Consider the following 12,916-nt stretch of genomic DNA (forward strand, 5'->3'; position numbering starts at 1 on the left):
TCCATTAATATAATTTAACCAACGGAATTCCTATTTTTATCCATAATCCCCTATCTTCACGTTTTATAATTCATTGTGCAGTATGCCAGAAATCATTAGAACCAAGGAATTGCAAAAAGTTTACCGAATGGGTGCTGAGGAAGTGCATGCATTAAAGTCGGTAAGCATTGAAGTGAACAGGGGAGAGTACGTAGCGTTTATGGGGCCTTCCGGATCCGGGAAATCCACGTTGATGAACATCATTGGGTGCCTGGACACGCCTACTTTCGGGCAATACGTTTTGAATGGAAAAGATGTAAGTGACATGAGTGAAAACGAGCTGGCAGAAATTCGAAACAAAGAAATCGGGTTTGTTTTCCAGACCTTTAACCTGTTGCCCCGTGCAACTTGCCTGGATAACGTAGCATTGCCCTTGATTTATGCTGGTTTTAATAAAAAGGACCGGGATGAAAAAGCATTTCTGGCGTTAAAGAGTGTAGGTCTGGACGATCGCATCCATCACAAACCCAACGAACTTTCCGGTGGGCAGCGGCAGCGGGTAGCCATTGCCCGGGCATTGGTCAACAATCCGAGTATTATTTTGGCCGATGAGCCCACAGGAAACCTGGATTCCAAAACCTCCTACGATATCATGGATCTTTTTCATGAATTGCACCAGAAAGGGAATACCATCATCATGGTCACCCACGAAGACGACATTGCGCATTATTCGCATCGGGTAATCCGGTTGCGAGATGGCTTGGTGGAATCAGACGAAGTCAATCCCAATCCCACCGTCGTCGACAAGTCAGCAGTTTAATCCATTTCCATGGAAATCACATGAAGATATACACCAAAACTGGAGATAAAGGAGAAACCTCGCTTCTGGGCGGTACACGGGTGCATAAATCCCATCTACGTATCGACGCTTACGGCACCATCGACGAGCTAAACGCGCAGATGGGACTTTTGAGAGATCAGGAGGTCAACCAAAAGCGAACCGAAAAACTCTATGCCATACAGGATCGACTGTTCGTCATCGGTGCTTTGCTTGCTACTGATCCGGAATTCAAAACCCTTAAGCTACCGACCTTAAAAAAGGAGGATGTTACGTTTCTGGAAGGAGAAATCGATGCCATGGAATCCGGCTTGCCAGAGTTGAAGAACTTTATCATACCGGGCGGGCACCCGGTGGTTTCCTATGCCCACATCGCCCGGACTGTTTGCCGAAGGGCGGAGCGGTCCATCGTGTTATTGGCCGATTCATCGCCCGTAGATCCGTTGATTACCGAGTACGTAAACCGACTATCGGATTACCTTTTTGTTTTGGGCAGGCAACTCGCAAAGGAATTAGCAGTAAACGAAGTCACCTGGCGGCCAGAGAAGTAGAAGATTATGAATAAGACATTAACGATTCGAGTTACGAAAGCCAGCCAGTCCCGGTTGGAAAGCACCAATTTTGATGCGTTGGCTTTTGGTCAAATCATCAGTGATCACATGTTTGTGGCCGAATACGAGGATGGGGCCTGGCAAAATCTGCGGGTAGAGCCCTACGGCCCTATGCAGATCAATCCGGCAAATGCCACCCTTCACTATGGGCAGTCGGTTTTTGAAGGACTGAAAGCGTACCGAAACGAAGCCGGAGAGTTGCTCGTGTTTCGGGGAGACGCAAATCAACGCCGCTTAAACGAATCGGCGGCTCGGATGTGCATTCCGGAAGTTCCCGAGGAGGTTTTCATGGAAGGCATGCGGAAGTTGCTGGAGGTAGACCGGGAATGGGTACCCAGGCAACCTGGCTGTTCCCTGTACATACGCCCCTTTATCTTTGCTGCGGATGATTACCTGGGCATTCGTCCGTCGAGAAAATACACCTTCATGATTCTCACCTCGCCAGTCGGAAAGTATTATGCCAAACCGGTAGCGGTAAAAGTGGAAACCCAGTATGCCCGGGCCATTGAAGGCGGTACCGGCTCGGCCAAGGCGGCTGGGAATTACGCAGGCTCCCTTTTTCCTGCACTTAAAGCCCAGAAAGAGGGGTACGACCAATTGCTCTGGACCGACGGTAAAACCCATCAATACATTGAAGAGAGTGGTACCATGAACGTCATGTTTGTAATCAATGGTACCCTGATTACGGCCCCCACCACGACCGGTACCATCCTGAAGGGAATCACCCGGGATAGCGTGCTGATACTGGCCAGGGAAATGGGATTTCCGGTCGAAGAGCGGTTTCTACCCGTCAGAGAGCTGGAAGAATCCCTGCTTTCCGGTACGCTGGAGGAAGCGTTTGGTACCGGTACGGCCGCAACGGTAGCTTTTATCCACCTCATTAACATTCACGGGAAAGACTATTTATTGCCTGAAAAATCGACCAACGCTTTTTCCGACCGAATTTTGAAAACGCTCGATGACATCAAATACGGCAAGGTAGCGGATGAGCGTGGCTGGATTATGAAATTCTGAAAAGCGCGTCCAATCACCTTCCACATGCCCGGACGATTTCGAGTTTTGCTAGCGTTTATACTGTCAGGTTTCCTGGCAGGGGAAGTGGCCTATGGCCAAAATTACCTGATCCTGCAGCGGGGTGCCAACGAAAAGACTCGCCTGGTGTACGAGGTAGGGGATGAGTTGGTTTACCTGCAGAAGGGCCTGGACTACTACATTCGAGACAACATCCGCGAAATTGGCCAGGATATCCTTATTCTGGAGGAGAATGTATTGTCCTTGGAACAGATAGAAGCCGTCGATATTCGGAACAAAGACGAACGAAACCGCACCCTGGCCAATGTGAGTTTTCTTTCCATGGCCGCTGGAGGTATGCTGCTGCTCGCTGGTGGAATCAATAGCCTGTACTCGGAGGGGCGGCTTAGCTATTCTTCCGAAACCCTTACCACGGCGGGAGGTTTATTGGGAGCGGGTTTGCTCTTTCAGCACTTGCGGTACAAACGGTTTAAGCTAAAAGGTAGAAATAAAATACAGACCATTCTCCTGGAAACCTCCGGCGAAAAGTAGGTTCATTCGAATCCCAAATAGGTATTCTGGGTGTAAATGACCAAATTTGCGTGTAATTTTAACCAAAAAATAGAAGCAATTATGACATCAGACCAGTTGAAAGACTTGAAGGCCCGCGTTTCGGCCTTGAGGAGGTACCTTTGACTACGACCGGAAGAAAAAGGAAATAGAAGAATTTGAGGCAATTTCTGCCCAACCTGATTTTTGGAACGAGCCCGACGAAGCGGAAAAGATGATGAAGCAGATTCAGGCCCGGAAATCCTGGACCAATCAGTATGAATCCGTAGATGCGGCCGTTCAGGACCTGGAAGTCTTGTTGGAGTTCTATACGGCTGGGGAGGTATCCGAGGAAGAAATGAAGAAGGATTACCTGAAACAGCTACAGAAGGTGGAGGATCTTGAATTGAAAAAGATGCTCAGTGGAGAGGAGGATCAATTGAATGCCATGCTGGAAATCAATCCGGGTGCAGGCGGAACCGAAAGTAACGACTGGGCTTCTATTTTGCTTCGCATGTACATCATGTGGGGTGAAAAGAACGGCTATAAAGTTCGGGAGGTTGATATGCAGGAAGGCGAGGTAGCGGGTATCAAATCGGCTACGCTTGAGTTTGAGGGACCACTTGCCTATGGCTTTTTAAAATCCGAAAGCGGCGTGCACCGATTGGTGCGGATTTCTCCCTTTGACAGTGGCGGTAGACGGCATACCTCTTTTGCATCGGTGTACGTCTACCCGGTGGTTGACGATACCATTACCATAGAGATCAATCCGGCCGATGTGGAATTTCACACCTCTCGCTCCGGAGGAGCCGGTGGGCAGAACGTAAACAAGGTAGAAACCAAGGTGCAATTGACCCATAAACCTACGGGAATAGTGGTAGTATGCCAGGTGGAACGCTCCCAGCTCGCAAACCGGGAGAAAGCGATGCAAATGCTGAAGTCCCGCCTATACCAGCTGGAAATGGACAAGCGCAACGAAGAACGGGCCAAGGTAGAGTCAGGAAAAATGAAAATTGACTTTGGTTCGCAAATCCGAAACTACGTTTTGCATCCCTACAAGCTGGTCAAAGATGCCCGAACAGGCCACGAGACATCCGATGTGCAGACGGTACTGGATGGAGGACTGAATGATTTTATCAAAGCCTTTCTCCTTGCTCAAAGTGAGGAGGAAGCATCCGATAATACCCTATAAAATGGGTTTGTAGTAAAAAGGGGCGATTTGTAAATCGCCCCTTTTTTATTGACCGTATCGTATTCGGTTCGAATGCTAGTTGATCACGATTTCGTCTACCATGAGCCAGGCTTTGCTGCCGGCGGCACCGTGCCATGCGGGCATGCGCTCGACGGGTTTGGCCAGTAGCTTGAGGTGGCGAACGTCTTTGGCGGAAAAGGGAATTTCAAACTGCCGCAGTAGGGAGGGGTCGTCTTTGGCCAGAGGGCTGGGCTGGTAGGTTTTTGCCAGCTTCCAGTTTTGGTCCGGGCTATCCCGGGTCCACAGCTGCACCTGACTGGGGGGGAAAAACCGCGCACCGCCGTTTTGCCAGATGGAGAGGGCCATGGAGTTGATGGTGGTCGGTGTATCAAAGTCCATTTCTACCTCCAGGGGATTGTTGAGAAAACCCAGCCAGTTGAGATTCCAGCCATCGGGGATGGCTTTTTTTCGGTCAAAGAGGCTTTCCTGTCCATCTCCCTTGTGCCGATCTTCGGGCAGGTAGTTCATTTGGAAGCTATCCGGAACGATGGTGGATTGGATGAATTCGGCTTCAGCGGTCTTGCTTCCGATCCATCCGTCGGCAAAGGCGCGTGCTTTTAGCGTCTTGTCGGCGTCGATTTCCAGGGGTCCGGTATACACCAGGTGATTGCTGCTGTCGGGCTCGGTTCCATCCAGGGTATAGCCGATGGTGGTGGTGCCGATGGGATGGCTGAGTTGGACATTTAGTTTGTCGCGGAAAAATGCCCGGTCAAAGGTAATCACGGGTGGATTAAGCCTCAGGATCGTTTCGCTGACGCTGGTGCCGGATTCAATCCGAGTGCCAGGGAGTGCTGCCCGGAGCTCTTCCAGGGAGCTTTCCGAAAGCCCGGTATTCCAGAGGTAGAGTTTTTTCAGGCTTTTAAGTTCCGCCAGTTGTGCCAGGGCAGCCTCCTGCAAGGGGTTGCCTGCCAGGGATAAAAGCTGGAGTTTTTCGAGTCCTTTGAGGTACTGCAGGCCTTCTCCCTGGATGGACGCAAAATTCAGGTAGAGTTTTTCCAGGTTGACAAAGCCCGCCAGGGATTGCAGGTCTGAGTCCTCCAGAGGCATGTTGTTCAGGTTGATGGAGACTGTCTGCACATGAATGGGAGCCAACTCTTCCAAGGAGCGGGGATCAAAGCTGGCCCTGCCAAAATAGCTGACCGATACTGCCGGGGATTCCAGCCCCAGGGGTTGTACCTTTCGGTAAAAATTGGTGAGTTCTTCCAGGGTAGCGGAGGAAACTTCGTCAAAACCATAGCTTGCAGGCTGGGCGCTGAATTTGTTTACGGCCAGGCTGTAGATACTGCTGCTGTCGGATAGCTCCTGTACCCTGCCTTCTACCGGGGCGCCGGATTGGATCCAGGCTTCCAGTATGGATTTTTCCTCGGCGGTCAACTGCGGTTTTCCTTCGGGCGGCATGTGTTCTTCGTCTTCCTGGGGAAGATTGATGCGCTGTACCATCAGGCTGTTTTCCAGGTCATGGGGCACGATAGCAGGTCCGGATTCACCACCTTTGAGCAGGCGTTCTACCTGATCCATGCGCAGTTCCCCCTTTTGCTTGGAGGCTTTGTGGCAACTGACGCATTTGTTTTCGATGATGGGATACACGACGTGGGCAAATACTTCTGCTTCCTCCAGGCTGACGGTGAGTTGCTCGTCGGATTTCAAGGGGCCGGTGATGAAGTCTTCTCCATGGGTAATGGAGGCACCCAGGTGGCCGGAAAGGACCACTACCAAGGCCAGAAAGGCCGTGGAGGATTTGATTAGCAGCCGGTTGGGGTACTGCAGGAAGTTGTAGAGCAGGGAGGAGGTCCAGAACACCAGCAGGCCGGTCCACTTATGCCAGCTCAGGGCATCCTGCTCGTAGCCGCTCTCGTGGGAAAGCAACAGGCCGGCGATGACCGTAAACCCAGCCGTGAGCGTACCCAGCAGCAGCAGGTCCCGGCCGTACATGCGGCTGTCCTCCTGGTTTTTTAACAAGTCGGGGATACCGATCAGCAACAGGGCCATCAGGAGTAACACGATGGGAAAGTGCAGCAGCAGGGGGTGCATGCGTCCGAAGACGTGCAGCCAGTCGGGAATGAGCACCCGGTTTTCGGCCAGGACCAGAAAGAGCACAAAGACATTGACGGCAAATACGATCTGGCCCAGGATGGCCTTCAATTTATTGGATAACATAAGGTACGAAAAGGAGGGTGAAGACTCAGGCGATGATGTCATTGACCAGGTTTCCGGCCACATCGGTAAGCCGGTACCTTCTACCCTGGTGTTTGAAGGTCAGTTTTTCATGATCTACGCCCAGCAGGTGAAGCATGGTGGCATGAAAATCATGCACGTGTACGGGGTTTTTGACAATGTTGTAGCCGAACTCGTCGGTTTCTCCGTAGCTGATCCCTGGCTTCACGCCGCCTCCGGCCATCCAGATGGAAAAGGCCCGGGGGTGATGGTCCCTGCCGTAGTTGTCGGCCGAGAACCTGCCCTGGCAATAATTGGTCCTGCCAAACTCTCCTCCCCAGATCACCAGGGTCTCGTCGAGTAGTCCCCGCTGCTTGAGGTCGGTGATCAGGGCAGCGGATGCCTGATCGGTATCCAGGGCCTGTCCGGCCATTTCGTTGGGCAGGTTGCCGTGCTGATCCCATCCCTGATGGTACAGCTGGACAAAGCGTACGCCGTTTTCGGAGAGCTTCCGTGCCAACAGGCAGTTGGCTGCATAGGTACCGGGTACCAGGCACTCGGGACCGTAGAGTTTGACAATGCTGTCGGGCTCTTTGGACACGTCGGTTACCTCCGGTACGGCGGTCTGCATGCGGTAAGCCATTTCGTATTGCTGTATTTTGGCACTGATCTCCGGATCGCCAAAGGACTGGTAGTTCATCTGGTTGAGTGCGGAGATCTTGTCGAGCATGCGCCTGCGGTCGGTCTTGTTCATGCCTTCGGGATCGTTTAGGTAGAGTACCGGGTCGTCTCCGCTGGAAAACTGCACACCCTGATGTACCGAGTCCAGAAAGCCATTGGTCCAGAGTTTGGAATAGACGCCCTGTCCGTTGCCTTTTCCCCGGGACAGCAGCACGCAGAAACTTGGCAGGTTGTTGTTTTCACTGCCCAGTCCGTAGCTCAGCCAGGCGCCCATGCTGGGTCGGTTGCCTACCTGTGCACCCGTCTGAAAAAAGGTCAATGCGGGATCGTGATTGATGGCTTCTGTGTGCATGGATTTGACGATGCACAGATCGTCCACAATTTTGGCTGTGTAGGGAAACAAGTCGCTTACCCAGGCCCCGGATTGCCCGTATTGCTTGAATCCGTGGTAGGAGCCGACCAGGGGAAAGGAGGACTGACCGGCCGTCATCCCGGTCAGGCGTTGCCCTTGACGGATGGAGTCGGGGAGTTCCTCTCCAAGTCGCTTGTTGAGGGTGGGCTTGTAATCAAAGGATTCCAGCTGACTGGGGGCTCCGTTTTGAAACAAATAGATCACCCGTTTGGCTTTGGGGGCGAAGTGGGGCAGGCTGGCCATCAGCTTATCGGTGTCCAGCTGGGATTTTCCATCAAACAAATCAGGGATCAGAAGCGAGCCCAATGCGACACTTCCCAGTCCCAGGCTTATCTTGGACAGGAACTTTCTCCTGTTTTCGTTCAATCCGTTTTCTAATTGTTCTTTTTCCATATCAGGTTTTGGTAATCGCTTCTTCTACGTTGTAAATGGCCACTATTACTTGCATGAGGGCGGCTGCCTCGGCGGTATCTCCCATGGGACCAAGCGGAGATTCCCCCGGTCTGACGGCTTGCAGTATTTTCTCGGGGCTCTGTTGAAACCGTTTCAACTCTTCCCGGTAGTACTCGGTCAGCAACCCGCGTTCCTCCGCACTGGGAGGACGGCAAAGGATGCGTGCAAATGCTTCCTCAATTGCAGCGTCCTCGGATTTTCCCTGATCGAGTAGTCCGGCTGCCAGCACCCGGGAGGCTTCCAGTACCAGGGGATCGTTGAGCATGGCCAGCGCCTGCAGGGGGGTATTGGTGCGGTTTCGCGTCACTTCGCATACGTCCCGGTTACTTCCATCGAAGATGATGGGTTTGGGCGGAGGTGAGGTTAATTTAATAAAGGTGTACAGTCCCCGGCGGTACAGGGAATTACCGGCATCCTGCCGGTATTCGGCCAATTCTCCCCGGCCAGAGGTGGAGGCTTCCCAGAGCCCTTCCGGCTGGTAAGGCTTCACGCTGGGACCGCCCAGTTCCTGTACCATCAGCCCGCTGCTAAACAGGACCATGTCCCGGATGTGCTCGGCGTTCATGCGGATACGGGGAGCACGGGCCAGATAGAAATTATCCGGATCTTTTTCCTGTTTCTTTTTGTCTACTTCGGCCGACTGCTGGTAGGTGGCCGAGCTGACAATCGTTTTGATCAGCTGCTTGATGTCCCAGCCGCTCTGCTGAAAATCGACCGCCAGCCAGTCCAGCAATTGGGGATGGGTGGGTAGGTCTCCCTGCATGCCGAAGTCTCCGGCCGAGCGCACGATCCCTGCCCCGAAAAGCTCTTGCCAGATCAGGTTGACAAAGACCCGTGCGGTGAGGGGATTGTCCTCGGCAAAGGTCCATTCGGCCAGACCCAGTCTGTTCGGTTTGTAGGTGTTCTGGTCAAAGGAAAAGATGGCTTCTGGGGTGGAGGGCTGCACCTCCCGGGTGGGCTGGTCGTAGAGCCCCCGATCCAGAATGTAGGTGCGCCTCAGGCTGTCCTTGAAGTCGGCCATGACCGAAACCATGATATTGCTGGTGTCTTTGTGGTTGACAAAATCAAGTACGCCCTGCAGGTCCTCTTTTTCGATCCACATGATCGGATTTTTGGCAGGCTTGGAAATGCTTACGTCTCCTTCGTACCCTTTTTCGGGGGTGTTGTTAAAAAAGGCGTATAGCTGAAAGTAGTTTTCCTGGGAGATGGGGTCGTATTTGTGGTCGTGGCACTGCGCGCACTCCACGGTCAGGCCCAGGATGGCTTTGGTGAAGGTATTGGTTTTGTCTACGTTGTATTCCACCCGGTATTCTTCGGGGATCACGCCGCCCTCTTCCGTGTACTTGTGGTTGCGGTTAAAGGCGGTGGCCAGGATTTGCTCTTTGCTCGCATCGGGCAGCAGGTCTCCTGCAAGTTGCCAGGTGATGAACCGGTCGTAGGGCATGTTGTTGTTGAAGGCGTGGATGACCCAGTCCCGGTAGGGCCATTGGGTGCGGACGTTGTCGTCCTGGTAGCCGTAGCTATCCGAATACCGGGAGATATCCATCCAGAGCACGGCCATGCGCTCGCCAAAGGCAGGGCTATCCAAGAGGCGGTCGATGATTTTTTCGGTAGCCTCCGGGGACTCGTCGGCCTGGTAGGCTTGCATCAGCTCCAGGCTTGGAGGCAACCCGGTCAGGTCGATGCTCAGGCGCTTGAGCAAGTGCATTTTATTCGCAGGTTGATTGGGCGTCAGGCCGCGCTGCTCCAATCGGCTGCCCACAAAATAATCGAGTTCGTTTTGGGGCCAGGAAGGATCGGATAGTTCCGGAAGGGCCGCTTTTACGGGCGGCACAAAGGACCAATGCGGTTCGTAGGCGGCACCCTGATCGATCCACTTACGGATGATCTCCTTTTCGGCTTCACTCAGTTTGAGGTTGGATTCCGGTGGTGGCATCATTTCGGCTGCGTCGGTGGATACCAGACGCTTGATGACTTCGGATTCGGCAGGCTTGCCAGGCACAATGGCGTGGGCGCCCGGGTTTTCTTTCAGCGCCGCATAGGCACTCTCGGCCATGTCCAGCCGAAGACCCGATTCGCGCTTGTTCTCATCCGGTCCGTGGCAGGCAAAACAATTGTCCGAAAGTATTGGACGAACATGGAAATTGTAGCTGATCTGATCTCCTGAGGCCATGAATTCTCCGTCAGCAGGCTTTTCGGAGCAAGCGCCCAGCAGGGCAAGGGCAAAAAGGAAATACGTTGGGTACTTAAGCATTGGTTATAATTAATTAACAACCAACAATTTCACAATTAATACGTGAAATTACAAGCAATAGTTAAAATTGCCGCGAAAGTACGGGATGGGTGGAAAGGGGTCATCTCTGGGGGGAAGACAAAAAAAGGAAGGCCGAAGCCTTCCTTTGAAACGTTGTATATACGGAAGTTAGGTATTCACACCTGACTAATGCTCTTTGGTACTTTTGATGGTCGAAAAATCGAAGGTATCCAAAAACTTCGTTGTGAAATTCCCTGCAACGAACTGTGGATCCTCGAGTAAGGCCAGGTGAAAAGGAATGGTGGTTTTTATCCCATCGATCACAAACTCTTCCAATGCCCGCTTCATGCGCACGATTACTTCTTCCCTGGATTGGGCGCTAACGATCAATTTTGCGATCATGGAATCGTAATTTGGGGGAATGACGTATCCTGCATATACGTGGCTGTCGATGCGCACCCCTTTGCCACCGGGCAGGTGTAGATTGACAATTTTACCGGGACTGGGCCGGAAGCCGTTGGAAGGGTCTTCGGCGTTTATCCGGCATTCCATGGCGTAGAGTTTCGGGAAATAATTTTTCCCACTGATATGCTCGCCTGCCGCTACTTTGATTTGTTCCTTGATCAGGTCAAAGTCCGTTACCTCTTCTGTGATGGGGTGTTCTACCTGGATTCGGGTATTCATCTCCATAAAGTAGAAATTGCGGTTTTTATCCACCAGAAATTCAATGGTGCCGGCTCCCTCGTAGGAAATGGCTTCCGCTCCTTTGATGGCTGCTTTTCCCATTTGTTCCCGAAGGTCATCGGTAATAAATGGGGAAGGGGTTTCTTCCACCAGTTTTTGGTGGCGTCGTTGGATGGAGCAGTCCCTTTCCGATAGGTGGCAGGCTTTTCCGGTTGCATCTCCAATGATTTGGATTTCGATATGCCGGGGCTCTTCCACAAATTTTTCCAGGTAAAGGCCAGCATTGCCAAATGCAGCGGCCGATTCCTGTCGGGCATCGTCCCATGCCTTTTTGAAACCGGCGGGTTCGTTGACTATACGCATGCCACGGCCACCCCCACCGGCGGTGGCTTTTAGAATGACCGGATAGCCAATTTCCTCAGCCAGGGACAGCCCCTGTTCCACGGAATCCAACAAGCCTTCCGAGCCAGGAATTGTAGGCACACCGGCCGCCGCCATGGTGGCCTTGGCTGTTGCCTTATCGCCCATTTGGTTGATCATTTCGGGGCTGGCTCCAATAAATTTGATGTTGTATTCCTCGCAGATGCGGGAAAATTCCGCGTTTTCCGAGAGGAACCCATAACCCGGGTGGATGGCATCCGCGTTAGTGATTTCTGCGGCGGCGATTATTCGGGGGATATTGAGGTAGGAATCTTTACTGGGAGGAGAACCGATGCAAACGGCCTCATCCGCAAACCGTACGTGTAGACTATCCTTGTCTGCAGTCGAATACACGGCCACCGTTTTCACCCCCATTTCCTTACAGGTGCGGATGATTCGCAGCGCTATTTCTCCCCTGTTGGCTATTAATATTTTATTGAACACGTTTTTCTGTGAATTTGGTTGGAAAAAAAATCAATTCTGAGGCTCAACCAGAAAAAGCGGTTGATCGTATTCCACCGGAGACGCGTCGTCAACGAGGATTTTAACGATTTTACCGGACACCTCGGATTCCACTTCGTTAAAAAGCTTCATGGCCTCGATGATGCAGACGGTTTGTCCTTTTTGAATGACATCGCCCACATTGACAAAATAATCGGAGTCGGGGTTGGGCGAGCGGTAAAAGGTACCAATCATGGGCGATTTGACTTCCAGGAAAGAAGCGGCAGCCGGCGCGTGGTTAACGTTGTTTTCCGGCGAATGGCTGGCTGCCGGCTGTGGCACGGCTACTGCTTGGGGATTGGAAACGTCGGCTGGTCTCGCCACAGCCACTTCCGAGTTTTTCTTAATAGAAAGCTTGAATTCATCCGTCTCTATTTTTACCTCGGCCAACCCGGAATTTGAAATAAAGTCAATTAATTCTTGGATTTCTTTTGCCTTCATAATCGTTTATTTTAATATCGTCCTGTTACCGGATTTCCCGGGAGGCGATTGTCTATTTTTTTAAGGTACTAAATCTATGTAAGTTAATGAATTTCTGCGGAACTACCTGCTTTATTTGACCCTTTCCGAGTACGAACCGTCACGGGTATCAACCTTGATCAGGATGTCTTGTTCCACGAAAAGCGGGACCATTACCACTGCACCCGTTTCCAAGGTGGCTGGTTTTAAGGTGTTTGTAGCCGTATCCCCTTTGATGCCTGGTTCGGTGTAGGTCACCATTAATTCAACAAATGGAGGCAGTTCTACCCCCAATGGCTTGTCCGTTTCGGCATGTATCAGAATGTCCACCACCTGCCCTTCTTTTAGCAATTCGGGCCGTTCGATCAACTTTTTCTCGATGGGAATTTGCTCAAACGTTTCGGTATCCATGAAGTGATAGCCAAAATCGTCGTTGTAGATGTACTGGTGCGACCGTTTTTCAACCCGGGCGGTAGTCACCTTTTCTCCCGCATTAAAGGTTTTATCCAGTACTTTTCCCGAAGTAAGGCTTTTTAGTTTGGTTCGTACAAAGGCAGGGCCTTTGCCGGGCTTTACGTGTTGGAATTCTACAATTGACATGATGTCGTGGTTAAACACCAAGCAAAGCCCATTTTTAAAGTCAGCGGTACTTGCCATA

11 protein-coding genes are annotated in these 12,916 nt (G+C 51.8%); 5 read left to right on the top strand and 6 right to left on the bottom strand.

The features are described 5' to 3' along the window. Positions 1-82 precede the first annotated feature (82 nt). The 5 genes from BMW71_RS11595 to prfB all read left to right on the top strand — a co-directional run bounded on the left by BMW71_RS11595 (position 83) and on the right by prfB (position 4,180). Positions 83-799, top strand: coding sequence for an ABC transporter ATP-binding protein (locus BMW71_RS11595; protein WP_092173881.1), 717 nt, complete (start codon positions 83-85; stop codon positions 797-799). Between the two features lie 20 nt (positions 800-819). Next, positions 820-1,368 carry a cob(I)yrinic acid a,c-diamide adenosyltransferase gene (locus tag BMW71_RS11600; RefSeq protein WP_092173884.1) on the top strand — a complete coding sequence of 183 codons (549 nt, stop codon included), beginning with the start codon at positions 820-822 and terminating at the stop codon, positions 1,366-1,368. 6 nt (positions 1,369-1,374) lie between these two features. Continuing rightward, positions 1,375-2,442, top strand: coding sequence for a branched-chain amino acid aminotransferase (locus tag BMW71_RS11605; RefSeq protein WP_092173886.1), 1,068 nt, complete (start codon positions 1,375-1,377; stop codon positions 2,440-2,442). Between the two features lie 24 nt (positions 2,443-2,466). Continuing rightward, positions 2,467-2,991, top strand: a complete 525-nt coding sequence (locus BMW71_RS11610; protein WP_092173889.1) for a hypothetical protein — start codon at positions 2,467-2,469, stop codon at positions 2,989-2,991. Positions 2,992-3,072: 81 nt separating this feature from the next. Then, a protein-coding gene (prfB, locus tag BMW71_RS11615; protein WP_177179624.1) for a peptide chain release factor 2 occupies positions 3,073-4,180 on the top strand; the annotation gives its coding sequence in 2 pieces (ribosomal slippage) (positions 3,073-3,123 and positions 3,125-4,180; 1,107 coding nt in all). 75 nt (positions 4,181-4,255) lie between these two features. On the opposite strand, the gene BMW71_RS11620 is transcribed toward prfB, so the two are convergent. The 6 genes from BMW71_RS11620 to efp all read right to left on the bottom strand — a co-directional run bounded on the left by BMW71_RS11620 (position 4,256) and on the right by efp (position 12,915). Further along, positions 4,256-6,439: a c-type cytochrome domain-containing protein gene (locus BMW71_RS11620; protein ID WP_244891158.1), complete on the bottom strand. Its 2,184-nt coding sequence runs from the start codon at positions 6,437-6,439 to the stop codon at positions 4,256-4,258. After that, a complete protein-coding gene (locus BMW71_RS11625) occupies positions 6,423-7,880 on the bottom strand; it encodes a DUF1501 domain-containing protein (RefSeq protein ID WP_092173898.1) in 1,458 nt (485 codons plus the stop codon). The genes BMW71_RS11620 and BMW71_RS11625 overlap by 17 nt, the downstream gene beginning before the upstream one ends. Position 7,881: 1 nt before the next feature. Continuing rightward, positions 7,882-10,194, bottom strand: a complete 2,313-nt coding sequence (locus BMW71_RS11630) for a PSD1 and planctomycete cytochrome C domain-containing protein (RefSeq protein ID WP_092173901.1) — start codon at positions 10,192-10,194, stop codon at positions 7,882-7,884. A 186-nt stretch (positions 10,195-10,380) separates the two neighbouring features. Further along, on the bottom strand, positions 10,381-11,742 hold the full coding sequence (gene accC, locus BMW71_RS11635) for an acetyl-CoA carboxylase biotin carboxylase subunit (protein WP_092173904.1): 1,362 nt from the start codon (positions 11,740-11,742) through the stop codon (positions 10,381-10,383). 30 nt (positions 11,743-11,772) lie between these two features. Then, on the bottom strand, positions 11,773-12,240 hold the full coding sequence (gene accB / locus BMW71_RS11640; protein ID WP_092173906.1) for an acetyl-CoA carboxylase biotin carboxyl carrier protein: 468 nt from the start codon (positions 12,238-12,240) through the stop codon (positions 11,773-11,775). Positions 12,241-12,351: 111 nt separating this feature from the next. Then, positions 12,352-12,915 carry an elongation factor P gene (gene efp, locus BMW71_RS11645; RefSeq protein WP_092173909.1) on the bottom strand — a complete coding sequence of 188 codons (564 nt, stop codon included), beginning with the start codon at positions 12,913-12,915 and terminating at the stop codon, positions 12,352-12,354. Between the last annotated feature and the right edge of the window lies 1 nt (position 12,916).

Source organism: Cyclobacterium xiamenense (assembly GCF_900109255.1).
GTDB lineage: Bacteria > Bacteroidota > Bacteroidia > Cytophagales > Cyclobacteriaceae > Cyclobacterium > Cyclobacterium xiamenense.

Bases quoted from the DNA above. Each gene is read 5' to 3' on its own strand.
- BMW71_RS11595 (WP_092173881.1), top strand. From the start codon at position 83: ATGCCAGAAATCATTAGAACCAAGGAATTGCAAAAAGTTTACCGAATG.
- BMW71_RS11600 (WP_092173884.1), top strand. From the start codon at position 820: ATGAAGATATACACCAAAACTGGAGATAAAGGAGAAACCTCGCTTCTG.
- BMW71_RS11605 (WP_092173886.1), top strand. From the start codon at position 1,375: ATGAATAAGACATTAACGATTCGAGTTACGAAAGCCAGCCAGTCCCGG.
- BMW71_RS11610 (WP_092173889.1), top strand. From the start codon at position 2,467: ATGCCCGGACGATTTCGAGTTTTGCTAGCGTTTATACTGTCAGGTTTC.
- BMW71_RS11620 (WP_244891158.1), bottom strand. From the start codon at position 6,439: ATGACATCATCGCCTGAGTCTTCACCCTCCTTTTCGTACCTTATGTTA.
- BMW71_RS11625 (WP_092173898.1), bottom strand. From the start codon at position 7,880: ATGGAAAAAGAACAATTAGAAAACGGATTGAACGAAAACAGGAGAAAG.
- BMW71_RS11630 (WP_092173901.1), bottom strand. From the start codon at position 10,194: ATGCTTAAGTACCCAACGTATTTCCTTTTTGCCCTTGCCCTGCTGGGC.
- accB (WP_092173906.1), bottom strand. From the start codon at position 12,240: ATGAAGGCAAAAGAAATCCAAGAATTAATTGACTTTATTTCAAATTCC.
- efp (WP_092173909.1), bottom strand. From the start codon at position 12,915: ATGGCAAGTACCGCTGACTTTAAAAATGGGCTTTGCTTGGTGTTTAAC.